We start from the raw sequence: 24,955 nt of genomic DNA on the forward strand, positions 1-24,955 counted from the left end.
AAGAATGGCCAAAATCCTAGAACAACGCAAAATCATTGACCGCAAAGCTTTGTGGGCGGAGTTGGAAAATATGGCCGGATGGTCCGGCTATTCGTCCAAAATGCAAAATGATGTTTTGAAGTTGTTCAAAGGGGCCTTGAAAGAGGGTCGTCAGGAAATCAAGGATCGGTTTGAACGCAAAGAAGCCAACGGGATTGTTACGTTTCATAATTATGCTTTTTTGATCGATCAAATTATCCGTACCCTTTATGATTTCACCACCAAATACGTTTATGCCATTCATACACCGACCAAGGCCGAACAGTTTTGTGTGGCGGCTGTCGGCGGGTATGGGCGTGCGGAAATGGCGCCGCAATCCGATATCGATTTACTTTTTCTATTACCCTACAAACAAACGCCCAAAGTCGAACAGGCTGTGGAATATATGCTGTACCTGTTGTGGGACCTGGGGCTGAAAGTCGGTCATTCCACCCGCAGTATTGATGAATGTATTAAATTGGCAAAAGACGATTTAACCATTCAGACCGCCCTGCTGGACGGGCGATATTTGTGGGGGAACAAAGACCTTTTTGATGAGTTTCAGCAACGTTTCAAAGAAAAGGTTATTGATGTTTCGGGGCGTCAATTTGTTGATGCCAAGTTGGAAGAACGCGATGAACGCCACCAACGTATGGGCGATACCCGTTATGTGGTCGAACCAAATTTGAAAGAAGGCAAAGGCGGTTTGCGCGATCTGCAAACGCTTTATTGGATCGGTAAATATATTTACGGTGTGGAACGTTGGCGCGAACTGGTCAAATACGATGTGATTACGGCAGATGATGCCGCTGCTTTTAAAAAGGCGGTCAACTTTTTATTTTCTGTGCGTTGTGCCTTGCACTATCTGACCAACCGTGCGCAGGAAAGTTTGACATTTGATGTGCAAAACCAATTGGCCCTGACCCTGGGATATAAAGATCGGGGCAATTTGCGCGCGGTTGAACGGTTTATGAAACATTATTATCTGACGGCAAAAACCGTCGGGGATTTGACGCGTAATTTATGTGCGGTTCTGGACGAACAACACAAAAAACAGCAACAGCGTTTTACCATGCTGACCAACCTGTTTAAACGCAATGTAGAAGGGTTTGGGGTTGATTCCGGGCGTTTAACACTGGGGGATAAGGACGCGTTGATCCAAAATCCGCTTTTGATGTTTGAACTGTTCAGCGTGGCGCAGGAACATGATCTGGATATTCATCCCTTTGCCCTAAAACAGGTGCGTGCCAATTTGCGTTTGGTCGACCATGATCTGCGTGAAGACCCGGAAGCCAACCGCTTGTTTATGGATATGTTGACCTCGCTTAAAAAACCGCAGCGTATTTTGCGGATGATGGGTGAAGTTGGCCTGCTGGGTAAATTTATCCCAGATTTTGCCCGTGTTACGGCCCAGATGCAGTACGACATGTATCATACCTATACGGTCGATGAACATACCATCAAGGCGATTGGGGAACTCAACAGTATTGAGTTAGGCGAAAATGCAGAAGAATTACCGGCAAGTTCGGTTGCCATACATGAAATTATTTCACGGCGTGCCCTTTATGTGGCGGTGATGTTGCATGATATTGCCAAGGGTCGTGGTGGGGATCATTCTGAATTGGGTGCAGAAGTCGCACTGGAACTTGGCCCGCGTCTGGGGTTGGATGACGAAGAAACCGAAACAGTTGCATGGTTGGTACGCCATCATTTGACCATGTCCAATGTGGCGTTTAAGCGCGATCTGGAAGACCCCAATCTGATCAAGCAATTTTGCGATATTGTCCAGTCACCGGAACGTTTACGTCTGCTGTTGGTTTTAACAGCGTGTGATATCCGTGCGGTTGGGCCGGATGTCTGGAATGGCTGGAAAGGTAACTTGCTGCGCGTTCTATATATGCGGGCGCTGGAGGTTTTAAGCGGTGGGGAATTGGCTGCCGGTGGTGTTCAGGCGCGTGTGACAGCCAAGCAAAATGCTTTGCGTGATGCGTTACAGGATTGGTCCGAAGACGAGATTGAAGAATTTATTGAACAAGGCAACCCCGGTTATTGGCTGAGTTTTGAAACAGACGTTCAAGCCAGACATGCTGCCCTTGTCAGGCGGGCGACACAAGAAGATGGCCCCGTCCATATTAATGTGGAACATGATACCTTCAACAATGTCAGTGAGATTTCCATTTATACGGCGGATCACCCGGGGCTATTCTCGATCATTGCCGGGGCAATGGCACTGACCAATGGGTCAATTGTCGATGCAAAAATCGCCACGTTGTCGAACGGTATGGCACTTGATACGTTTTCTGTACAGGATCACAGTGCGGAAGCCTTTGATTCAGAAACAAAAATCAAACGTTTGGCAGAACGGATTGATAAGGCCTTAAAAGGTGAGCTTTATCCCGCCAGCGAATTGGAAAAAGTCACCCAGAATACCTTAAAATCGCGTCGCGATGTCTTTACGGTTCCCCCACGTGTTTTGATCGATAATAAAGTATCCAATGCCTTTACTGTAGTGGAAGTCAATGGACGTGATCGACTGGGTTTTCTTTATGATGTGACACGGACCTTGACCGATTTGGGTTTGCAGATCAATTCAGCCCATATTGCGACGTTTGGGGAACGCGCGGTCGACGTGTTTTATGTCAAAGACGTTTTTGGTTTGAAGGTGAATTCAGAAAGTAAACTGGCGACCATTAAGACGCGCTTGTTGCAAACCATTACCGAAGAAAATTTTCACAAACCGGAAAAACGGCGCGAACGCTCAGGTGTCTAAAGATCAAGGTGGTGATGAACAAGGCGTCGTAAGTCAGGAAGCAGCTCATCTTCAAACCACGGATTTTTTTTGATTAAATTCGTCACCCGCCAACTGGGATGAGGCAAAGGCAGGTATCCGTCTTTGAAATATTCCGACCAATGACGCACGGTTTCAGTCATGGTTTCCTTTTGCACGCCTTTTAAATAACGGTTTTGGGCATACGATCCAACCAGCAAGGTCAGCTGCAAATTTTCCAGTTCCTGTAAGACCTTATGATGCCATGTGGGGGCGCATGGCGCAGGTGGCGGTTTATCCCCGCCTTTATCCAGTCGTCCCGGATAACAAAGACCCATCGGCATAATGGCGATTTGACTGTCGTCATAAAACGTCTCTTTATCCACCGCCAGCCAGTCGCGCAAACGCTCCCCACTAGGATCATCCCACGGCACACCGCTTTCATGAACCTTTGTGCCCGGTGCTTGCCCGATTATCAGAATTTTAGCTGATTTTTGTGCCCGAATGATCGGACGCGGTCCCAACGGCAGGTCTTGGCACAAGGTACAGGCGCGTATTTCCTTGAGTAAGTCTTCCATTTAATCCGCCAACAACTTGTCCACATAAGCCGGGACAATCTGACTTGCCGGGCCGTAGATGGTTTCTTGAAACTGGGTGGCCCCGTTGGATGGATCGAGATTCAGTTCGACCGTGTGACAGTGACCCAAACCGGATACGGCTTGTACAAAACCGGCAGCGGGATAGACGTTGCCGGATGTACCGATGGACATAAAAAGATCAGCATCTTGCAAGGCGTCGTAAATATCATCCATCTGTAAGGGAATTTCGCCAAACCAGACCACATGGGGGCGCAAACCGCCGATTTCGGCACAATCGAGACAGGGGGTGTCGATATAGAGATCCTCTTCCCAAAGATGCAAAGCACCGCAATGATTACAGCGGATTTTCATCAATTCCCCATGCATATGAATAATATCTTTTGATCCGGCAAGTTCATGCAGATTATCGATATTTTGTGTGACGATCAGGACACGTCCGGGCCAATCGCGTTCCAGTTTGGCAAGGGCAAGATGGGCGCGATTGGGTTGAGGTTTCTCACAAACCAATTGTTTACGTCGGGCATTGTAAAAGGCCTGCACCATTTCGGGATCACGTTGAAATGCCTCGGGGGTGGCAACATCTTCCAAGTTAACTTTTGACCAGATGCCCCCTTCGCAACGAAATGTATCCAGACCCGATTCACGTGAAATACCCGCGCCTGTCAGGATGACGATGGTGCCTTCTTTGTCGATACGTACATTCATGGTTGCTCCCAAATTCGTTTGAATTCATATTAGGGGAAAATGAAAAGGGAGAAAAGTGTGGTTAAAGTCCTGTTTGTCTGTCTGGGAAATATTTGTCGCTCCCCCACTGCTGAAGGGGTGTTTCGTGATTTGGTGAAGCAAAAAGGCTTGCAAGACCATATTAAAACCGATTCTGCGGGAACCGGGGATTGGCATGTGGGTAAAGAACCGGATAAACGGGCGCAAGCTGCGGCAAAGGTGCGCGGTTATGATCTATCAGACTTGCGTGCCCGTCAGGCCAAGCCGATTGATTTCAAAGAATTTGACTATGTTCTGGCGATGGATCGCAGCAACTATGCCCAACTGCAACAGATTTGCTTGCCCGGTTATGAAGACCGTTTGCATATGTTTTTAGGTTTCGATCCCAACAGCCCGGAAGAAGAAGTTCCCGACCCCTATTATGGCGGCCCGGCCGGATTTGATTACGTCTTGGATTTGGTGGAAGAAGCCTCAAACGGTTTGTTGCGCGATATTGAACGGAATTATCTTTAAGGTTTGCAAAACCTAAATTTCTATAATTTTCCGTCTTTGATAAATTGTTTGTAATCAAGTTCAGGAATAATTTTTTGATGTTCTTTGATGTACTCAATCTGAATGATACGTCGATCATCTAAAATCATACGGTCAAGTTTATGTCCATCTTGTGGATATAAGCCGTGAGGTGTTTGTATTTCATAAGGGTATGTCATATTTGAGTCCTCTCTTTTTTTATTTATGAAAAGAATAGGCGATTAATTTAACAAACCCGGTTGCGACCTTCATGTTTTGCGCGGTAAAGGGCTTTATCGGCGCGTTGTAGGATATCTTCGATCCGGTCGCCCATGACATTGTCAAGCATGGCCACACCGATGGAGACAGTGAGTTTGATCGGTTCATTCTTTTCGCTGACCAGATCAATATTTTCAATACCCTGGCGCATACGTTCGGCAAGTATATAGGCCCCTTCGCGGTCTGTATCGGGCAGAAATATACAAAATTCCTCCCCACCAAGGCGACCAATGACATCAATGTCGCGCAAGATATCACGACTGGTATCTGCAAAAGCTTTCAGAGCCATATCACCGCAATTGTGACCAAAGCGATCATTGACGGTTTTAAAATGATCAAGATCGAGCAATAAAAGCGACAAGGGATTGCCATTGCGTCGGCTACGTTTAATCTCACGTTCCAGCAAAGTGGTAAAATGGCGACGGTTGCTCAGCTCGGTCAACGGGTCCGTATTGGCCAGTTTGCGTAACCGTGTCGCCATACGTTTATGTTCGGTAATATCGACATAGGTTGAAATGAAGCCAAAGGGTTCCCCATCAATATGCAAAGGCTTGCCGGTTACTTGTAAAGTATGTCCATCCGGTCTGGTGCGTTCAAATTTATGAGGTTCAAATTTTAAAGAGGCTTGAACGCGCAGTTTAACATGTTGTTCTGGGTCACCGGGACCATATTCCCCGCGAATGGCATTATAGCGGATCAGGTCTTCATATTTCATCACCGGCTTCTTAAGGTGGTCTGGTAATTTCAAAAGGTCGAAAAAGGCATTGTTCCAGAAAACAATATTCAGATTTTCGTCTGTTACGGTAACGCCTTGATCCATATTGTGCAGCAAGGCGCGTAAGTAACCGGAGGTGCGCATGGCTTCTTCTTCAGCCTTCTTGCGATCGGTAATGTCTGTATAGGTGGTGATCAGGCCTTGATCGACCCAAACGCCCCTGATTTCGAGAATGGTGCCGTCAGGTCTTTTGCGTTCAAACACATGATCAATGCGTTTTTTAGCCTTCTCAATTTGTTCGGCAATGACAAGGTCGGGATTATTTTCCCCATATTCCCCGCGCTGTGCATTAAAATGCAGCAACGTTCGTAAACTGGGCAACCCGCCATGAAACAGAGTATCGGGAAAATCGAGAACTTTTTTAACCATTTCATTGCAAATCAGCATTTGCAGGTTGTTGTCAAAAAAGGTCACCCCGCTGGGAAGGTTGTCGACAATGGTTTGGAACCGTTCGCTATCTTTGCGCCGTTTATAAAGCAGGTAAAAGGCAATCATTACCATTAAGCCGATTAAAGTAATCCCAATGGCGCTGGAAAGAGCCTGATTTTGGATGGGGGCCGTGGGAGAAAAGAGCCAAACGGTCCAGTTCAATTCATCCAAAGAGACCTTTTTGACAAAATATTCATTATAATTGATCCAATAGGTATTCAAACTCCCGTATTTTGTATCGGAAACATGATTTTCAAGTGTTTCAATCTTATGGATGGGATATTGGCGCGTGCGCGAAATATAGCGTCGATCATTTGCGGAAATGGTCGACAGGGATTTTAACTCGAACGTTTTATTGGAACTGAGAAAGATAATATTGCGCTCATCCGCGATGAAATAATCGCCATCCATGTCTTTGGTAAATTGCTGAATATGGCGCAGATCGATCTTGATGACGATAACGCCGACCGTCTCACCACCATTTTTAATCGCATGGGCAACATAATACCCCAGTTGATAGGATGTAATTCCAACCGCGAGAAAACGACCAGTTCCTTTTTCCAACGCGTCTTTGAAATAGGGGCGGAATGAATAATTCTTTCCGACGAAGCTATGTTCCTGATCAAAATTGCTGGCGGCAACGGTCCGGCCGTTTTTATCCATTAAGAAGACGGTTGCGGTTTCAAGCTTTTGATTGGCTGTTTTGAGAAGATTGTTTGCAACATCTACATAAGACGGTGCACCATTGGGCTGTAAAGCGGCAATAAGTTGGGGGTTTTGCGCAAGGATAGCAGCGATATAATCAACTTGATTGAGCTCTCGCTGTAGAAAGTCTTTATAAAGTGTGATGCGATGATTGAGGTTCTGGTCAATTTCTCGCGCCGCAGTTTCTCCGGTCTCGCGTGCCGCAAACCAGCCGAGACCAATAAGAAAGATTGCGGCCAATAAAAAAGATAAGCCGGTTATAATTTGCGATTTATGCTTCAAATGCAGACCCGCCAATTTCCTGTTACAATCGGACAACGTCAATATGATTTATTAATTTTATATTTTAACAATACCTTAAGCGACCAGAGATACAACCAAAAAGCATATATTTCTCTCTTGTTGTTTAAATCGATCCTTCTATACTGTCGCGCAAATTGATGTCTATGGGAAGATGAGGACAACATGGTGCAAGCAGACTTTGATGTGATCGGTATTGGCAATGCGATTGTCGATGTATTAAGCCATTCCAGCGATGCCTTTATCACGGAAAACGGGTTGACCAAAGGCGGCATGGCCTTGATTGATGCAACACAAGCGGATCGTCTTTATGAAAAGATGGGTCCAGGTGTGGAATGTTCCGGCGGATCTGCGGCCAATACCATTGCCTGTTTGGCGAGCTTAGGGGCCAAAGGGGCCTTTATCGGCAAGGTCAAGGAGGATGGTTTAGGCAAAATTTTTGCTCATGACATTAAGGCTGCGGGTGTGGATTTTGCGTCCAAACATGCCAGTGACGGCCCCAGCACGGCACGGTGCTTGATTTTGGTTACAGATGATGCGCAACGCACCATGAACACGTTCTTGGGTGCTTGTGTGAATTTAATGCCTGATGATATCGACCCGGACTATATCGCCCGTGGTGCGGTAACGTATCTGGAAGGCTATTTATGGGATCCAGATCATGCAAAGGAAGCTTTTTTAAAAGCGTCAATGGCAGCGCATAAGGCGGAACGCCAAGTCGCGCTCAGCCTGTCTGATGCCTTTTGTGTAGATCGTCACCGTAAATCTTTTCAAGATTTGGTGGAACATCACGTCGATATTTTGTTTGCCAATGAAGACGAGATTAAATCGTTATATGAAGTCGATAGCTTTGATGCGGCCCTGCAATGCGTGCGCGATAAATGCAGTGTTGCAGCCCTGACCCGTGGGGAAAAAGGGTCTGTAATCATTGCAGGCAATGAAATCCACGTGGTCGATGCGGAAAAAGTCGATCATGTTGTCGATACCACCGGGGCTGGTGATGCCTATGCGGCGGGTTTCCTGTTTGGTTATACCAAAGAATTTGATATGGGGACCTGTGCGCGTCTCGGTTCTATTTGTTCTGCCGAGGTTATTAGTCATTACGGGGCACGACCTGAGGCTGATTTGGCAGACCTTGCCGGTGCTGCTTTGTCCGCGTAATTTATGATACTTTTAAGAAAGCCCCTATGAACTGCGGTTTGTAGGGGTTTTTTTATTGCTGTTTTTTTATTTAAGCGTATAGTCCCGCGCAAATCATATTCCCTACAGACGGATTAAATTCATGGAACTTCGCAATATTGCGATTATCGCACACGTTGACCACGGTAAAACGACTTTGGTTGACGAACTTTTGAAACAAAGCGGCCAGTTCCGTGAAAACCAGCGCGTTGAAGAACGTATTATGGATTCCGGCGATATCGAAAAAGAACGCGGCATTACCATTCTGGCGAAATGTACGTCGGTTGAATGGAATAATGTCCGTATCAATATCGTCGATACCCCCGGTCACGCCGATTTCGGCGGGGAAGTGGAACGCATCCTGTCTATGGTTGATGGTGTGGTTTTGCTGGTGGATGCCGCAGAAGGTCCGATGCCGCAAACCAAATTCGTAACCGGTAAAGCCCTGAAACTGGGATTGCAGCCGATCGTGGTAGTCAACAAGGCTGATCGTCCCGATGCGCGTCCCTATGAAGTGCAGGATGAGTGTTTTGATCTGTTCAGTGCCTTGGATGCCAATGACGAACAACTTGATTTCCCGACCTTGTTTGCCTCAGGGCGTGACGGTTGGGCGGCCGAAACCCCGGATGGAGAGCGGACCAACCTGACACCGTTGTTTGATTTGATCCTGAAACATGTCAAAGAACCGGCCGGTGATCTGGATAAACCGTTTTCCATGTTGGCGACGACGTTGGAATCTGATCCGTTTTTGGGTCGTATCCTGACCGGGCGTGTCCATACCGGGACGTTTAAAGTCAATACCAACCTGAAAGCCATGACAGCAGACGGCGAAATCATCGAACAGGCGCGTGTCACTAAATTGCTGTCTTTCCGTGGTGTGGAACGTGTTCCGGTCAATGAAGCCCACGCAGGCGATATTGTTGCCGTTGCCGGTCTGACAAAGGCCAACGTTGCCGATACCCTGTGCGCCCCGGAATTGATGGAACCGTTGAAAGCGCAACCGATTGATCCGCCGACCCTTGCCATGACATTCTCGGTGAACGATTCACCGTTGGCGGGCCAGGAAGGGTCCAAGGTTACATCGCGTATGATCCGTGATCGTCTGTTTGCCGAGGCTGAGGGCAACGTTGCCATTACGGTCAATGAAACTGAAAATGCCGATAGTTTCGAAGTGGCTGGTCGTGGTGAATTGCAGCTGGGTGTTATCATTGAAACCATGCGCCGCGAAGGGTTCGAACTGGGGATTTCACGTCCGCGTGTTTTGATCCAGCAAGACCCTGAAACAGGTGAAAAGCTGGAACCGTTTGAAGAAGTTCAGGTTGATGTGGATGAAGAATTTTCCGGTATCGTGGTGGAAAGTTTGTCGATCCGCAAAGGTAAAATGACAGAAATGCGCCCTTCCGGTGGCGGCAAGACACGTTTGACCTTCCATGTTCCGGCACGTGGTTTGATCGGGTATCATGGGGAATTTCTGACGGAAACACGCGGTACCGGTATTATGGCGCGTACCTTCCACCATTTCGGTCCTTATGCCGGTCCGATCCCGGGACGTCGTAACGGGGTTCTGATTTCTATGGTTGCGGGTGCGGCTGTCGGTTATGCGCTGGCAAACCTTGAAGGACGTGGCCCGTTGTTCATCGGCCCGCAAGCCAAGATTTATCAGGGGATGATCATTGGCGAACATGCCAAAGGGACCGACCTTGAAGTTAATGCCATGAAATCCAAGCAACTGACCAACCACCGCGCCTCTGGTAAGGATGATGCCATTCGTTTGACACCGCCGCGTGTGATTACGTTGGAAGATGCCATTGCCTATATTCAGGATGATGAACTGGTGGAAGTGACACCGGAAAGCATCCGATTGCGCAAATTCCACCTTGATCCGCATGTTCGTAAACGTGCAGAAAAAACAGTGGGTTAAACAAAAGTTTTTCCAAGTTGATTTATTAAATCGCCGTGTTTGTTCTTTTGAGAATGAGCGCGGCGATTTTTTATTTTTATTCATTTTCAATGGTGGGTTTAAGCCTGTTTGGAAAGCTTAAAAGAAAGGTTGACCAGTTGGTAAAATTATTCCAAAGGTATCTGCCAAAATAAGAATAAGCGTAGAGATCGAAATGAACCGTCTAAAAGCCAACATTCTGCTGCTCATCACAGCGTTGATCTGGGGCACTGCTTTTGTTGCCCAACATACCAGTATGGAAAACATCGGCCCGTATTATTTTACCGGGATCCGTTTTACATTGGGTGGGCTGGTTGTGTTGCCTTTGGCTTTGCGTGAATTGTCGAAATATCGCCAAAGGGGTGCTGAGGTCAGTCTTAAAGACTGGTTGGGCATGGCGCTTTGTGGGGTGTTTATTTTTACGGCTTCGATTACCCAACAAATCGGGATTTCCATGACTTCGGTGACCAATGCGGGCTTTTTAACCGGGCTTTATGTGCCGTTGGTTCCCTTGATGTTGTTGGTTTTCTGGCGCAAACTCCCCCATTGGTCAATCTGGCCATCGGTGGTGGGCTGTATGGTCGGCACATATTATCTGTCAGGTGGCAACCTCAGCGGGTTAAGTACCGGGGATTTCTGGATGATGGTTTCGGCCATTTTCTGGGCGGCTCAAATCATTACGGTCGGGTTTGTCGTTCGCAATTGTTCGACCCCGGTAATGCTCGCTTCCACGCAGTTTCTCGTATGTGGCATGTTGGGTTTGACGGGTGGGTTGATCTTTGAAGAATTCAGCATGGCCAATGTAATGGCGGCAGGATTTGAAATTTTTTATGCGGGCGTCTTGTCTGTTGGTATTGCCTTTACCTTACAGGCTGTGGCCCAAACTTATACAGGACAGGCAGACGCGGCGATTATTATGAGTGGGGAAACCCTGTTCGCTGCCCTTGCCGGTGCTATTATCTTAGGCGAACGCTTGCCTGTTGAGGGTTATTTCGGGGCCGCAATTATGTTTATCAGCATTCTGTCGGTTGAACTTTTACCCCTGTGGCGGCGTAAAACGGCATAATGCTTGTCAATTGCGCCTAAAAAGGCCATCTTCATGGCATGTCGGAAAATGAGAAAAATGTCGGTTTGTTCGTAACCTGTCTGGTAGATTTGTTTCGCCCGACCGTTGCCTTTGCAGCCGTAAAATTGATGGAAGAGGCAGGGTGTTCCATCTGTGTCCCAGAACGTCAAACCTGTTGTGGTCAGCCCGCCTATAACACTGGCGATAATGATGACGCCAAGGCAATGGCGCAAATGGTGATCGAAGAATTTGAACATTTCGATTACGTTGTCGCGCCCAGTGGGTCTTGTGCGGCGATGATCCGGGTGCATTATCCGGAATTGTTTGCTGACAGTCCCGACTGGCTGAAACGCGCGCAAAACCTATCGACCAAAACCTATGAACTTTTGACTTTCCTCAGTGATGTCCTGCATGTGGACAAGGTCGAAGCCGCCTTGGACCGTACAGCAACCTATCATGACAGCTGTTCGGGCTTGCGCGAATTGGGGATCAAGCAACAACCACGCAAATTGCTGGGCAGTGTTGAGGGTCTTGAACTGGTGGAAGCCGAACAAGCCGAACGGTGTTGCGGGTTCGGTGGGACATTTTGCCTGAAATTTTCCGATATATCGTCGCGCATAACCGATGATAAATGTGATGATTTGCTGAAAACTGGCGCGCAAACCGTTTTGGGCGGTGATCTGGGCTGTTTGATGAATATTGCCGGACGGATGACACGACGCGGGGAAACGGTAGAAGTGCGCCATATTGCAGAGGTTTTAGCAGATATGTGTGATGAGGTGCCGCCAATTTCACAGGGAAAGGGCTAAACCGATGAAGCTGAACGCCCATAACTTTAAAGAAAATGCCAAGAAGGCGTTGAAAGATGATGATCTTCAGGCTTCCTTGCAAAAATTGGGAACCGGTTTTCCGTTAAAACGTTTGGCGGCGATGGATCGTTTGCCGGAATTTGAAGATTTGCGCGATCAGGCCCGCGATATTAAAGACCATACGCTGCGCCATCTGGACTTCTACCTTGAACAATTTGAAAGCCGTGTGGTGGAAACCGGCGGCAAGGTCCATTGGGCGCGCGATATCAAGGATGGGCGCAAGATCGTTTATGAAATTTGCGAAGCGGTGGGGGCAAAAACCGTCACCAAAGGCAAATCCATGATCGGCGAAGAAATGGCGATCAATGAATATCTGGAAGAAAAAGGCCTGATCCCGATTGAAACCGATCTGGGTGAATATATTATCCAGTTACGCAATGAACCGCCCAGCCATATTATCGCACCCGCTATTCATTTGCGCAAAAGCCATGTGGAAGAAGCCTTTCGCAAAACCCATACGGAATTACCGAAAGACCGTAATCTGGACGCCCCTGAAGATTTGCTGGTCGAAGCCCGCACCATGCTGCGCAAAAAATTTATTGCCGCTGATGTCGGGATTACGGGTGCGAACTTTATGGTGGCAGAAACGGGTTCAACCGTTATCGTAACGAATGAAGGTAATGGGGATCTGACGCAGACGTTGCCCCGTGTTCATATCGTACTGTGTTCCATTGAAAAAGTTGTACCGACATTGGAAGACTGCACAACGTTACTGCGGGTTTTGGCACGTTCGGCCACGGGGCAGGAACAATCGGTCTATACGACCTTTTCCACCGGGCCACGCGGGGAAACCGACCCGGACGGACCGGATGAATTCCATGTGGTCATTCTGGATAACGGGCGTTCGCGCATGCTGGGCCATGACACGCATGATATGCTGCGCTGTATTCGCTGTTCTGCCTGTATCAACCATTGCCCGGTCTATCAAAGTGTTGGCGGTCATGCTTACGGGTCGATCTATCCTGGACCAATGGGCTCTGTTTTAACCCCAGCTTTGCATGGTTTGGAAAAATCATGTGATTTGCCCAATGCCTCGACCATGTGTGGGAAATGTGAAGAAGTCTGTCCTGTCCGTATCCCTATTCCGAAGATGCTGCGTTCCTGGCGGAAAAAACAATGGGAAGATGGTCCCGTTCCGACTCTGCAACGATTGGCTATGAACTGGTGGGCTTGGTGGGCACTGCGTCCGAAACTCTATCACAAGGTTGCAGGCTGGAAGATGCGGATTATGGGCTTTATGTGCCGAAAATCCGGTCATATCAAGGCGTTACCTATCAAAAACGGCTGGACGGAAAACCGTGATTTTCCGGCACCGGAAGGCAAAACGTTCCAACAACGCTGGTCTGAAAAAGGGGGGCGTCGTACATGAGTTCACGTGATTATATTCTGGGGCGTATTCGTTGGTCACTGGGGCGGGGCGCGATGGAACGCGAAGATGATTTGAGCCTCGTTGAACGTCTTTCCCAACCCAAGGCCAATTTAATCCCGAAACGTGGCAGCGGCACGCCTAAACAACAGATCAGTCTGTTTGTGAAAATGGCAAAAGAAGTCAACGCGACTGTGTCCCGTCTGAAATCTTTGGACGGTGTGCCGCGTGCTGTAGCAAAATATCTAAAAGATAATGATCTGGGGACGGCAATACGGATTGCCCCTCACCCTGATCTGGAAAATCTGGATTGGTCGAAACTGCAAACAAGTTTTGGTCCCAGTGGGGGCGATGATTTAAATGGTTTGGTGATGGCTTTTGCCGGTGTGGCGGAAACGGGATCCCTTGCGCTGACATCGGGGGCACAAAGCCCGACAACACTGAATTTCTTGCCGGACAATCATATTGTTGTGTTAAAGGCCGATGATCTTGTTGGCGATTACGAGGCGGTTTATGCCCGTCTGCGCCGGGAAAGCAACAGTGCGGACTTTATGCCGCGTGCCCTGAACTGGGTGGCGGGTCCATCGCGCACGGCTGATATTGAACAAACTTTGTTACTTGGGGCGCATGGTCCGCGCAAACTGCATATTTTGTTGGTAGAAGACGATGGGCCAGAAGGATAAAAAATATATAGAAGCTCCACAAAAACGTCACCGCGGCCTCAGTGTGGGCGAAGCGCAATTGTGGAAAAAAGTCACCGATGATGTCAATCCCCTGCCCGGTCGTTTTGTCGATCTGGACGGCGCGGACCCGATCCCGGAACCGGTGGCGACACGCCCGTTCCCGGATACGGCGGTGCCCTTGCCCACCCATCGCCCAGATGAATCACATAAACAGTTTCATCATTTGGAACATGGCAAAGCCAGCGGCGTGGACAAACGTACAATGGAACGTTTGCGCCGGGGGCAAATGGCGATGGAAGGCCGTCTTGACTTGCATGGTATGACGCAGGATCAAGCACACGCTGCTTTGTTGCGTTTTATGAACTCGGCCTTTTCACAAGGCAAACGTTGCGTATCCGTTGTGACAGGTAAGGGAACGCAATTAAATGGTAAAATCGGTGTTTTGCGGCAAATGGTTCCGCATTGGTTGAACCAACCGGGTTTGCGTTCCAAAATCATTGCTTTTACCTATGCCCCTAAAAATGAAGGTGGCGAAGGCGCGCTATATATATTATTAAAACGGTGGCGTTAACCGAATTAACTGAAAACGAGATAATAAATTTGACACCGTTTGGCGAGAAAGTACGTGAGCTGCGAAAAAATCGTGGCATTTCATTGAAGCAAATGGCGCAGGACCTTGAAGTGTCTTCGGCCTATTTGTCGGCATTGGAACATGGGAAACGGGGCAAACCCGGTCCGGGTTTTGTAATGCAGGTTGCCGGGTATTTTAATTTAATCTGGGATGATGCCGAAGAATTGAAAGAACTGGCAACCCTGTCTCATCCGCGTATTGTCGTGGATACGGTTGATCGTTCTGCAAACGCAACGTTGCTGGCGAATTTATTGTCACGCCGCATTAGCCGGCTGGACGAGGAAACAATTGCTGAATTAATTGCCCGCATTGAAGAAACAATTCCAAGCTAAGGATCGGGGAGAAAAAAATAATGAAAAAATTGCTTTTGGGGACGGCCTTGTGTCTGATCAGTTATCAATTGCACGCCAATGAAGCGCGTTATTCAAGTTGGTCAGATCCCAATAAAGAGATGAGCCAAAATACCGATGCCTTGAAGAATATGATCCGGGAATTAAATGATTTGGTGAAAGAAGCCGAACAAGCCCGTGCTGCAGATCCCCGTTTTTTGCAGGATTTGAAAAATTTAACCCATCGATATGGTGTGCCGGCTGTGCCCCGTGTGGCCTTGCAAGATGATTTTGCCGATGGGAATTTTACAGAAAATCCTGTCTGGCAAGTGGTTAGCGGGAAATACTGGATTGAAAAAGGCTATGGGCTGCGCTCATTTGTTGATGGATCATCAACGACATCAAACGCAGAAAGTTCCTCTTCACGCAAAGTTTCGAAAGAAGAATTACTGATTGGTGTTCTGGGGGCTGTTCTGGGTGGTAAAACCCAAACGCAACCACAGGAACAGGTGCAGGATGCATCCGTGGTTTCATCTGCCGAAATTTATACAGATCAAGCCATTTCCAATAGTTTCGAAATTGATATGGATATGTCGAGTTGGGTGGTGGCAGGCCATTTGGAATTTGGCCCATATCAGGGCACCAATCGTCAAACCGGTTATCGTTTGGTTTATCAAGGCGGGCAATCCCCTGCCCTGCAATTGGTGCGCCATTACAGCAATAGTGCGGCTGTCGTTGCACGCTATGATATTTTAAAGCTGGAAGATCAGAAAAATCACAAACTGGTGTGGAAACGTGGATCTGGTGGACGGATCACGGTGCGTGTGGATGATACAGTTGTGATTGACGTGAATGATCATAGTTTCAAGGATGATTTTACCGGATTTATTTTGACCAATAAAAAGGGTGATTTCACCGTCAAATCCATTTCCATATTGAATGCGCAGTAATATTTGACCCTGTCTGTTTTTCCTCGCATAAAGGGAAGAACAGAATAAACGGAAAGGCCCGAAATGAACAAAGTTGGTATTATAGGTGCCGGTGCGTGGGGTACGGCGCTGGCCTGTGCGATGCAACGCGCAGGCAATGAGGTTTTATTGCAGGCTTATGAGCCGGAAGTCGCCGAGGCGATCAATCGCAGCCACGCCAACCCGATTTATTTACCCAACACAAATTTGAATCCCAATATTCGTGCGACATCGGATTTAACAGATATCATCGGCAGCGATGTGATTTTGATGGTTGCCCCGGCCCAGCATGTGCGCGCAACCTGTCAGGCCTTGCGCCCGATTTGGAAAAAAGGCACGCCTTTGTTGATCTGTGCCAAAGGGATTGAACTGGATAGCGGTTTGATCATGAGCGAGGTTGTTGGTGAAGAATTACCGGATGCGGAAATTGGTATTTTGTCCGGTCCGACCTTTGCGATTGAAGTTGCCAATGCTTTACCGTCGGCCTGTACCTTGGCGATGAAAGAAATGGACCGGGCCATGATAATGGCCAAGGTGGTGGGGTCCAGCCGTTTTCGGATTTATGCCAGCGACGATATTGTCGGGGCGCAGGTCGGCGGTGCGGTGAAAAACGTCTTGGCGATTGCCAGTGGCATGGCATCGGGCAAAGGGTTTGGCGATAATGCACGTGCGGCCTTGATCACGCGGGGAATTTCTGAATTGACCCGTCTGGGTGTGGCCAAGGGGGCAAAGCCGGAAACCCTGATGGGCCTGTCCGGTATGGGGGATTTAACACTGACCTGTAATTCCATGCAATCGCGCAACTTTTCCCTTGGTGTCGCCTTGGGACAAGGGGAAAAACTGGAAGATATCCTCAAAGTTCGCAAAGCGGTGACCGAAGGGGTCTTTACCGCGCGATCTGTGTGTAAACTGGCTGCCAGCCTGCATGTGGACATGCCGATCTGCAAGGCCGTAAACCGGATTTTAAATGAAGGCGCCGACATTAATCAAGTTGTCGATGACCTGCTTGCCCGTCCCTTTAGAGAAGAGATTTAAATATGCTGTTTGTTGTGAAATGCGTTGATAAAGCTGACCATTTGCAAGTCCGTTTGGATAACCGCCCCGCCCATGTGGAGTATTTAAAATCCTATGGCGATAAATTATTTGCGGCTGGCCCAACATTAAGTGACGAAGACGATCAGATGAATGGTTCGGTGGTTATTCTGGATTTGGACACCCGGGCAGAGGCTGAAGAATTCTGTGCCAATGATCCTTATGCAAAAGCCGGTCTGTTTGAATCCGTAACGATTTCCAAATGGAAAAAAGTTCTGCCGGCTGAATAAGGAAACAGGTTGCCGTGAACTATTGGCTGGTAAAATCCGAACCTGGGTGTTGGTCTTGGGCCGATCACGTTCAAAAAGGCGTGGAACCGTGGGACGGTGTGCGCAATTTTCAGGCTGCGAAATATATGAAAGCGATGGAAGTCGGTGATCTTGCCTTTTTCTATCACTCCCAAAAAGAAAAGGCCGTTGTCGGTGTGCTCGAAGTTGTGACAACGGCTTATCCTGATCCCAGTGATGAAAGCGGACGTTTCGTTTGTGTTGATTTCAAAGCTTTGCACCCCCTAAAACATCCTGTTAGCCTGAAACAAATCAAAGACGACCCGCGCCTTGCGGATATGGCTCTGGTGAAACAGGCGCGTCTCTCTGTTCTGCCGGTTGCGCCGGATGCGTGGGAATTGATCAATGCCTTGGGAGGCTTATAAGAATGAGCGAGCATAAATTATGCAGCATTCACGAAATTGAAGACGAAGACAGCAAAGAATTCTTTGTTACACGCGGCGAAAGCGACCAATCTATCTTGGTGGTGAAAAAGGATGGGCAGCTTTCCGTCTTTATCAATAATTGCCCGCATTTGGGGATTCCCATGAACCTGGAACCGGATCGATTCTTGGATATGGAAAAGAATTTCATCATGTGTTCGACACATGGGGCCCTTTTTAAAATTGAAGATGGCGAATGCGTATATGGCCCTTGTCTGGGTAAGAAGTTAGCCCCCGTTCCTTATGAAATAAGGGGGGAAGAACTCTTTGTCCCCAAAGACTTGTAAGGCTTTTACCACAAAGAGAGTAGGGATTTCCCCTAATGCCTGCTCCGGTAAGACCAATTTTAAAACAATGTTGCGTCGACGAACAGTGATTTATTCACTTGTTTCGCGCTGAGTTTCTGACATAATCACGCGCAGTGCAATGCACACACGTTTAACCGAAGCACGAAAATACGTGCTCATAACAGACACACCTAGGGAGATTCGCACCAAATGTCCGACATTTACCCCGTCAACCCCGAGATTGCCCAAAAGGCACATGTTGACAACGAAAAATATTTGGAAATGTATAAGCAATCCGTTGAAAACCCTGATGCCTTCTGGGGCGAACACGGTAAGCGGATCGATTGGTTCAAGCCTTATACCAAAGTAAAAAACACGTCTTACGATACACACAACGTTGATATTCGTTGGTTTGAAGATGGCACGACAAACGTTGCTCACAACTGTTTGGACCGCCACCTTGAAACACGTGGCGATCAGGTTGCGATTATCTGGGAAGGTGACGATCCGTCAGAATCTGAAAACATCACTTATAAAGACCTGCATGCGCGCGTTTGTAAACTCGCCAACGCTATGAAGGCCCGCGGTGTTGCCAAAGGCGACCGTGTGACTCTTTATATGCCGATGATCCCGGAAGCCGCTGTTGCCATGCTGGCTTGTGCGCGTATCGGTGCAATCCATTCGATCGTCTTTGGCGGGTTCTCCCCGGATGCATTGGCAGATCGTTTGAGAGGCTGCGATGCAAAATGCTTGATCACAGCGGACGAAGGTTTGCGCGGTGGTCGTAAAGTCCCGTTGAAAGCCAATGCCGATGCAGCGATGGAAAAATTTGATGTGGAAACCTGTATCGTTGTGAAACGCACAGGCGGCAACATCAATATGAAAGAGGGTCGCGACGTTTGGTACGAAGATGTGACGGCTGCGGCATCCAGTGATTGCCCGGCAGAAGAACTTGATGCTGAACACCCGCTGTTCATTCTTTATACATCCGGCTCCACGGGTCAACCGAAAGGCGTTCTGCATACGACAGGTGGCTATTTGGTTTATGCCTCCATGACGCATCAGTATGTGTTCGATTACCATGAAGGCGATGTTTATTGGTGTACAGCCGATGTGGGCTGGGTAACCGGTCATTCGTACATCGTTTATGGTCCGCTTGCCAACGGGGCGACCACCTTGATGTTTGAAGGCGTACCGAATTACCCGAGCGTTTCACGTTTCTGGGAAGTTTGCGACAAGCATAAAGTCAATATCTTCTACACCGCACCGACGGCTATTCGTTCCTTGATGCGTGAAGGCGATGAGCCGGTGAAAAAATGCTCACTGGACAGCCTGCGTGTTCTTGGTTCTGTAGGTGAGCCGATCAACCCGGAAGCCTGGAACTGGTACAATACCGTGGTTGGTAAAGGCAAATGCCCGATCGTTGATACATGGTGGCAAACCGAAACAGGCGGTATCTTGATTACGCCGCTGCCGGGTGCAACGGATCTGAAGCCGGGTTCTGCGACCCGTCCGTTCTTTGGTGTTCAGCCAGAACTGGTGGATAACGAAGGTAATCCGCTGGAGGGTGCGACCGAAGGCAACCTGTGTATTGTGGACAGCTGGCCGGGCCAGATGCGCACATGCTATGGCGACCACGAACGCTTTATCCAGACGTATTTCTCCACATATCCGGGTAAATACTTCACCGGTGACGGCGCGCGCCGGGATGAAGACGGTTATTACTGGATTACAGGGCGTGTGGATGACGTGATCAACGTTTCCGGTCACCGTATGGGCACAGCCGAAGTTGAATCCGCCCTTGTGGCCCACCCGAAAGTGGCAGAAGCCGCCGTTGTCGGGGCACCGCATGACCTGAAAGGTCAGGGGATCTACGTTTATGTGACCCTGAACGCCGATGAAGAACCCAGTGACGAGCTGAAAACAGAGCTGGTAAAATGGGTGCGCCAAGAAATCGGCCCGATCGCGTCACCGGATTGGCTGCAATGGTCACCGGGCTTGCCGAAAACCCGCTCCGGTAAAATCATGCGCCGTATCCTGCGCAAGATCGCCGAAGACGATTTCGGTTCCTTGGGTGATACATCGACCCTCGCTGACCCGGGCGTTGTGGATGAGCTGATCGAAAACCGTCAGAACCGTTCAGACTAATCTTTTGATTATTTGACAGGTAAAGTAAAAAAACACCCCTTCTGCGTGATGTGGAAGGGGTGTTTTTATTTTGTGGGTTGTAGGTGGGGAATATTTAAACTTTAATAGGGCCATACATTCCGGTATTAATAATAGAATTCCAAACTTTCTTCATCGCCTGTCCGGCTTCTTGGTCTACAAATAATGAAGATCGACTACCGTGGGGACACCCCAGAAAATATGGGCGCATGGTCTCCCAAGTTTCCCCATAATCAGAGTTCCGCCAGCAAGGAACTTCTGTTTCCAACATCATTGCAACAGCCAAACGTTTAGGTATCATGCCATCATCTTGCATATTTAGGTTCCAATGGCATTCAACTAAAACAGGTTCAGTGCCCGTATTGTGTAATTCGACGTTTAAGCGTTCAGCTGTGATGTGAAAAATATCACTGTTAGGAAAACTTTCAACAGAATGAATGACTTCTTGACTATTATTGTACGGGCACGTCACAAATCCATTCATGAAATGCACAGTATGCTCTAATCTTTTATATCCACATCGATTATTAGGTATGGTATTTGGGCAACGCTCATCCTGATTATGTGAAACCAAGGGATGCCATGACGGATAGGCGTCAACAACATTTCCTAGACGGTTAATCAATTCTAAAACAAAGTCTTCACGTTCTCGTTTTTCTTTCCCTGTTAAACTATGGGGGACAAGGTTTTGAACTGCTCTTTCCCTGCCTTTTATTACTGCTTCATCCGCTCTAAAAGCCATATCAACTCCTATTCATAAAATTAAATTATTGCGCATAATAATTCAAAAACATGCGTAAATAAAGATTATTATGTGGAGTGTTATCCGCTGATTACTTGCGTAGACCTTTATCGTTTCAAATCACGATAGAAGTTCTCATGGCTTCCCAAGGCTAATAATTTGATGGTATCTGCTAGAGGTTCGTAAGCCAAAAGGGTCAATTGTTTGTTCATTTTAAATTTATGAACTCTGACACCGGCCAGATCTCCCATTTTTGCTTCGCCTGTGTTGGGAGCAGTGGCAATGGTGCGTATAGCTTTATCAAGCTCTTGCTTTTCCTGTTTATGCAGACGTTTGATTGCTCTTTTAAAAGTGGGTGTTTGAAGAATTTTAACCATTAATCAAAGCTATATTCTTCTGTTGCCTCTTCTTCACGGGCAATTAGAATATCTTTAATCATGGCAAAGGGTAGATCGGGGTTTTCTTCCGCGATCTTGCCCATTTGTGACCAATATTCAATTTGTTTGGGCAGGGATCGGTGATGAACTTTCCCCAAACGCTTTGCCTCGGCTACTAACTCTTCGGATAATTTCACATTCACAGACATAATAAACTCCAAAATTTAATTGGAGTTATTATAGTCCTTTTTGGACCTTTTCGGAACCTAATTATTCTTTTTTTGAGCGTTTATTCCCGATGTCCATTATGAAAACGCAAATGATCCTCGATGAAGCTCGCGATGAAGTAGTAGCTGTGGTCATAGCCTTCGTGTTGGCGCAAGGTTAGGTTTGTGCTGTTTTCTTGTGCGGCCGCAGCTAAACGTTCCGGTTTGAGTTCTTTTTCGAGAAAGTCGTCACTCAGGCCTTGATCGACCAGAATGGCTTGTGAGGCTTTGCCCTTTTTCAGTAATTCACATGCATCATAGTCTTTCCAAATTTCGCGGTCATCGCCGAGATAATGTTGAAAAGCCTTTTGTCCCCACGGGGTCTGGGTTGGGTTGCAGATGGGGCTGAAGGCGGTGATGGAACTATAAAGATCCGGGTTTTTAAGCCCGATGGTCAAGGCCCCATGCCCACCCATAGAATGCCCGCTGATGAAGCGTTGTTTCGTAACCGGAAATGTCTTTTCAATCAAGGTGGGCAGCTCAGACACCACATAATCATACATGTGATAATGTGTGTTCCACGGGCTTTGTGTGGCATTCAGGTAAAACCCTGCCCCCAGACCAAAATCGTAAGACCCGTCCACGTCATCGGGGACATCGTCGCCGCGTGGGCTGGTGTCCGGGGCGACAATGGCAATGCCAAGTTCTGCCGCGATGCGATGGGCGCCTGCTTTTTGCATGAAATTTTCATCCGTGCAAGTCAGGCCGGACAGCCAGTAAAGCACCGGAACGGGTGACTTTTCGCTGGCTTGTGGGGGTAGAAAGATCGCAAAGCGCATGTCACAGTTCAGGCTTTCGCTTGGGTGGCGATATTGTTTATGCCACCCGCCGAAGCTTTTGTTGGTCGATAGATTTTCCAAGGTCATAGCAGGGTTATCCTTTTTATTTACTTATCGAAATGAATAACGCTGCGGATACTTTTGCCTTCATGCATCAGATCAAAGGCCTCGTTGATGTCTTCCAGCTTCATGGTATGGGTGATGAAATCATCCAGTTTAAATTCACCGGCGAGATAACGTTCCACATAATCGGGCAGTTCTGAGCGCCCTTTCACCCCGCCAAAGGCGGTTCCGCGCCAGACACGCCCGGTGACAAGCTGAAATGGACGGGTGCTGATTTCCTGACCGGCCCCGGCTACCCCGATAATCACGGACTCGCCCCAGCCTTTATGGCAGCATTCAAGGGCGGAGCGCATAACGTTGACATTGCCGATACATTCAAAGGAATAATCGACCCCGCCATCGGTCATATCCACAATTACATCTTGAATGGGTTTGTCGAATTTTTGCGGGTTGACGCAATCGGTTGCCCCCAGTTTTTTGGCAAGTTCAAATTTGCTTTCGTTAATATCAATACCGATGATGCGTGATGCTTTGGCCATTGCCGCACCGATGATGGCAGACAAACCAATCCCGCCGAGGCCGAAGATTGCGACCGTATCGCCTTCCTGTACTTTGGCGGTATTCATAACCGCGCCCATGCCGGTGGTGACGCCGCAACCCAGCAAACAAACTTCTTCCAACGGGGCCTTTGGGTTGACCTTTGCCAACGAAATTTCCGGCAGGACCGTATATTCGGAAAAAGTCGAGGTGCCCATATAGTGATAAATCGGTTTTCCATCTTTATAAAAACGGGTGGTTCCGTCCGGCATCAAGCCCTTGCCTTGTGTCTCGCGGATTTTCTGGCACAGGTTGGTTTTACCGGATTTACAGAACTTACATTCCCCACATTCCGGTGTATAAAGCGGAATAACATGATCCCCAACAGCGACGCTGGTGACGCCTTCGCCAACCTGTTCAACGATACCGCCGCCTTCGTGACCTAAAATGGCGGGGAAAATCCCTTCAGGGTCTTCGCCCGACAGGGTGAAGGCATCGGTATGACAAACCCCGGTTGCCACGATCTTTACAAGGACCTCGCCTGCCTTTGGGGGCATGACCTCAATCTCTTCGATAGAGAGGGGCTGTTTCGGACCCCAGGCAATGGCGGCTTTACACTTGATCATGGTTTTGTCCTTTTCAAAGAATGAATGCGTTAAAAGGAGTATAATTATTTCTGTTGGAATGATAATGTATGAAAATAACAAAACATTTTTACTAAATAGACATAATGAAAGATTTTGACGGGCTTCTCGAATTTATCCATGTGGCGGAAACAGGCAGTTTCACAAGCGCTGCCAAGCGTTTAAGCAGTTCTGTTGCCCATATCAGTCGTCAGGTCGGCGCATTGGAAGACCGTTTGGGCGTAAAGCTGTTTCATCGCACCACACGCAAAGTCTCCTTAAGCGAGGTTGGGCATTTGTATTTTCAACATTGTCGGCCCTTGTTGGATGGCCTGCGGGAGGCGGAACGCGCGGTTTTAAACCTGCAGGACAAACCCGTGGGCAAGTTGCGTTTTACGGCACCCGTGGCCTATGGGGAAAAGATTTTGGCCCCGCTTATCGGGGATTTTATGGTCTTGCATGATGGTTTGCAGGTTGATTTGGAATTGACCAATCGACAACTGGACCTGATTGACGGTGGTTTTGATCTGGCGATCCGCTTGGGTAAACTTGAAGATTCATCCATGATTGCGAAAAAACTGGCGAGTCGCACCCTGCATATCTGTGCGGCCCCCGATTATTTAAACAGATATGGGGAACCGCATACTTTGTCAGAACTTGAAAATCATAATTGCCTGCTGGGGACGTTGGATTACTGGCGTTTAACGGTGGAAGGCAAAGCGCGCAATATCCGGGTAAGCGGCAATATGCGCTGTAATAATGGGCCGACATTGTTAAGCATGGCGCTGGCCGGGCGCGGGATTGTCCAATTGCCGGAATATTATCTGGGGGACGTGTTAAGGCGTGGCGAGATCGTGACGATCCTGAAAAATTTTCAGCCCGAACGTGAAGGCATCTGGGCCATCTATCCACCGAACCGCCATTTGTCTTCCAAAGTGCGGATTTTTATCGATTATTTGACGGAGAAATTGGCAAAACCTTTGCCTTAGAGGCAATTATTGGGGCGATTGTGTATCCATAAGCTTCTGATCCAGTGAATCCATTATGGTTCTGGCATTTTTGGACCGTTTCGAAATGACAAAATAGGCGGAGTATTTAGAGATTAAATCAATATGAAAGTCATCGGGGGCCATTTGATTTCTTTTTATGGCATTTTGTATCGGGCGTTCATAATCCAGT

Annotated in this window: 26 protein-coding genes; 17 read left to right on the forward strand and 9 right to left on the reverse strand. The window is 48.0% G+C overall.

What is annotated here, in order from left to right; translation table 11 throughout:
• Positions 1–4: 4 nt before the first annotated feature.
• On the forward strand, positions 5–2,788 hold the full coding sequence (locus tag ACN0VA_RS02095; protein ID WP_417819537.1) for a [protein-PII] uridylyltransferase: 2,784 nt from the start codon (positions 5–7) through the stop codon (positions 2,786–2,788).
• Here ACN0VA_RS02095 and ACN0VA_RS02100 read toward each other — a convergent pair.
• Positions 2,785–3,363: a uracil-DNA glycosylase family protein gene (locus tag ACN0VA_RS02100; protein ID WP_417819538.1), complete on the reverse strand. Its 579-nt coding sequence runs from the start codon at positions 3,361–3,363 to the stop codon at positions 2,785–2,787. The two genes, ACN0VA_RS02095 and ACN0VA_RS02100, sit on opposite strands and share 4 nt — an antisense overlap.
• A complete protein-coding gene (cobB, locus tag ACN0VA_RS02105; RefSeq protein ID WP_417819539.1) occupies positions 3,364–4,089 on the reverse strand; it encodes a Sir2 family NAD+-dependent deacetylase in 726 nt (241 codons plus the stop codon).
• 57 nt (positions 4,090–4,146) lie between these two features.
• Between cobB and ACN0VA_RS02110 the strand changes: the two genes are divergently transcribed.
• A complete protein-coding gene (locus tag ACN0VA_RS02110) occupies positions 4,147–4,620 on the forward strand; it encodes a low molecular weight protein-tyrosine-phosphatase (RefSeq protein ID WP_417819540.1) in 474 nt (157 codons plus the stop codon).
• 20 nt (positions 4,621–4,640) lie between these two features.
• On the opposite strand, the gene ACN0VA_RS02115 is transcribed toward ACN0VA_RS02110, so the two are convergent.
• Entirely contained in the window at positions 4,641–4,817 is a 177-nt protein-coding gene (locus ACN0VA_RS02115; RefSeq protein WP_417819541.1) for a hypothetical protein, read from the reverse strand.
• Positions 4,818–4,864: 47 nt separating this feature from the next.
• The gene (locus ACN0VA_RS02120) at positions 4,865–7,045 is read right to left on the reverse strand and encodes a PAS-domain containing protein (RefSeq protein ID WP_417819542.1); all 2,181 of its coding nucleotides are present in this window, start codon (positions 7,043–7,045) and stop codon (positions 4,865–4,867) included.
• 225 nt (positions 7,046–7,270) lie between these two features.
• On the opposite strand from ACN0VA_RS02120, the gene ACN0VA_RS02125 reads away from it, so the two are divergent.
• From ACN0VA_RS02125 to acs, 14 genes are all read left to right on the forward strand, one after another.
• Positions 7,271–8,266, forward strand: a complete 996-nt coding sequence (locus tag ACN0VA_RS02125; RefSeq protein ID WP_417819543.1) for an adenosine kinase — start codon at positions 7,271–7,273, stop codon at positions 8,264–8,266.
• 121 nt (positions 8,267–8,387) lie between these two features.
• Positions 8,388–10,205 (forward strand): translational GTPase TypA, encoded by a 1,818-nt coding sequence (gene typA / locus ACN0VA_RS02130; RefSeq protein ID WP_417819544.1) that lies wholly within the window; start codon positions 8,388–8,390, stop codon positions 10,203–10,205.
• 193 nt (positions 10,206–10,398) lie between these two features.
• Positions 10,399–11,289 (forward strand): DMT family transporter, encoded by an 891-nt coding sequence (locus ACN0VA_RS02135; protein ID WP_417819545.1) that lies wholly within the window; start codon positions 10,399–10,401, stop codon positions 11,287–11,289.
• A gap of 38 nt (positions 11,290–11,327) precedes the next feature.
• The gene (locus ACN0VA_RS02140) at positions 11,328–12,098 is read left to right on the forward strand and encodes a (Fe-S)-binding protein (protein WP_417819546.1); all 771 of its coding nucleotides are present in this window, start codon (positions 11,328–11,330) and stop codon (positions 12,096–12,098) included.
• Between the two features lie 4 nt (positions 12,099–12,102).
• Entirely contained in the window at positions 12,103–13,527 is a 1,425-nt protein-coding gene (locus ACN0VA_RS02145; RefSeq protein ID WP_417819547.1) for a LutB/LldF family L-lactate oxidation iron-sulfur protein, read from the forward strand.
• The gene (locus tag ACN0VA_RS02150) at positions 13,524–14,207 is read left to right on the forward strand and encodes a LutC/YkgG family protein (protein ID WP_417819548.1); all 684 of its coding nucleotides are present in this window, start codon (positions 13,524–13,526) and stop codon (positions 14,205–14,207) included. The genes ACN0VA_RS02145 and ACN0VA_RS02150 overlap by 4 nt, the downstream gene beginning before the upstream one ends.
• Positions 14,191–14,778, forward strand: a complete 588-nt coding sequence (locus tag ACN0VA_RS02155; RefSeq protein WP_417819549.1) for a Smr/MutS family protein — start codon at positions 14,191–14,193, stop codon at positions 14,776–14,778. The genes ACN0VA_RS02150 and ACN0VA_RS02155 overlap by 17 nt, the downstream gene beginning before the upstream one ends.
• A gap of 29 nt (positions 14,779–14,807) precedes the next feature.
• Positions 14,808–15,170 carry a helix-turn-helix domain-containing protein gene (locus ACN0VA_RS02160; RefSeq protein WP_188662621.1) on the forward strand — a complete coding sequence of 121 codons (363 nt, stop codon included), beginning with the start codon at positions 14,808–14,810 and terminating at the stop codon, positions 15,168–15,170.
• 20 nt (positions 15,171–15,190) lie between these two features.
• Positions 15,191–16,117 (forward strand): hypothetical protein, encoded by a 927-nt coding sequence (locus tag ACN0VA_RS02165; RefSeq protein WP_417819550.1) that lies wholly within the window; start codon positions 15,191–15,193, stop codon positions 16,115–16,117.
• 63 nt (positions 16,118–16,180) lie between these two features.
• Positions 16,181–17,170, forward strand: coding sequence for an NAD(P)H-dependent glycerol-3-phosphate dehydrogenase (locus ACN0VA_RS02170; RefSeq protein WP_417819551.1), 990 nt, complete (start codon positions 16,181–16,183; stop codon positions 17,168–17,170).
• A gap of 2 nt (positions 17,171–17,172) precedes the next feature.
• The gene (locus ACN0VA_RS02175) at positions 17,173–17,457 is read left to right on the forward strand and encodes a YciI family protein (protein ID WP_417819552.1); all 285 of its coding nucleotides are present in this window, start codon (positions 17,173–17,175) and stop codon (positions 17,455–17,457) included.
• 14 nt (positions 17,458–17,471) lie between these two features.
• Complete coding sequence (locus ACN0VA_RS02180) at positions 17,472–17,879, forward strand: EVE domain-containing protein (protein WP_417819553.1); 408 nt, start codon at positions 17,472–17,474, stop codon at positions 17,877–17,879.
• 2 nt (positions 17,880–17,881) lie between these two features.
• Positions 17,882–18,223 (forward strand): Rieske (2Fe-2S) protein, encoded by a 342-nt coding sequence (locus tag ACN0VA_RS02185; protein ID WP_188662640.1) that lies wholly within the window; start codon positions 17,882–17,884, stop codon positions 18,221–18,223.
• A gap of 210 nt (positions 18,224–18,433) precedes the next feature.
• The gene (gene acs, locus ACN0VA_RS02190; RefSeq protein ID WP_417819554.1) at positions 18,434–20,371 is read left to right on the forward strand and encodes an acetate--CoA ligase; all 1,938 of its coding nucleotides are present in this window, start codon (positions 18,434–18,436) and stop codon (positions 20,369–20,371) included.
• Between the two features lie 94 nt (positions 20,372–20,465).
• On the opposite strand, the gene ACN0VA_RS02195 is transcribed toward acs, so the two are convergent.
• From ACN0VA_RS02195 to ACN0VA_RS02215, 5 genes are all read right to left on the reverse strand, one after another.
• Positions 20,466–21,131, reverse strand: a complete 666-nt coding sequence (locus tag ACN0VA_RS02195) for a hypothetical protein (RefSeq protein ID WP_417819555.1) — start codon at positions 21,129–21,131, stop codon at positions 20,466–20,468.
• A 107-nt stretch (positions 21,132–21,238) separates the two neighbouring features.
• A complete protein-coding gene (locus tag ACN0VA_RS02200) occupies positions 21,239–21,508 on the reverse strand; it encodes a type II toxin-antitoxin system RelE/ParE family toxin (RefSeq protein ID WP_417819556.1) in 270 nt (89 codons plus the stop codon).
• A complete protein-coding gene (locus ACN0VA_RS02205) occupies positions 21,508–21,717 on the reverse strand; it encodes a TA system antitoxin ParD family protein (protein WP_417819557.1) in 210 nt (69 codons plus the stop codon). Before ACN0VA_RS02205 ends, ACN0VA_RS02200 begins: the two co-directional genes overlap by 1 nt.
• Before the next feature lie 80 nt (positions 21,718–21,797).
• The gene (gene fghA, locus ACN0VA_RS02210) at positions 21,798–22,640 is read right to left on the reverse strand and encodes an S-formylglutathione hydrolase (RefSeq protein WP_417819558.1); all 843 of its coding nucleotides are present in this window, start codon (positions 22,638–22,640) and stop codon (positions 21,798–21,800) included.
• Between the two features lie 20 nt (positions 22,641–22,660).
• Entirely contained in the window at positions 22,661–23,779 is a 1,119-nt protein-coding gene (locus ACN0VA_RS02215) for an S-(hydroxymethyl)glutathione dehydrogenase/class III alcohol dehydrogenase (protein WP_417819559.1), read from the reverse strand.
• A gap of 104 nt (positions 23,780–23,883) precedes the next feature.
• On the opposite strand from ACN0VA_RS02215, the gene ACN0VA_RS02220 reads away from it, so the two are divergent.
• Entirely contained in the window at positions 23,884–24,765 is an 882-nt protein-coding gene (locus ACN0VA_RS02220) for a LysR substrate-binding domain-containing protein (protein ID WP_417819560.1), read from the forward strand.
• Positions 24,766–24,955 lie beyond the last annotated feature (190 nt).

Source organism: Terasakiella sp. (assembly GCF_048267425.1).
GTDB lineage: Bacteria > Pseudomonadota > Alphaproteobacteria > Rhodospirillales > Terasakiellaceae > Terasakiella.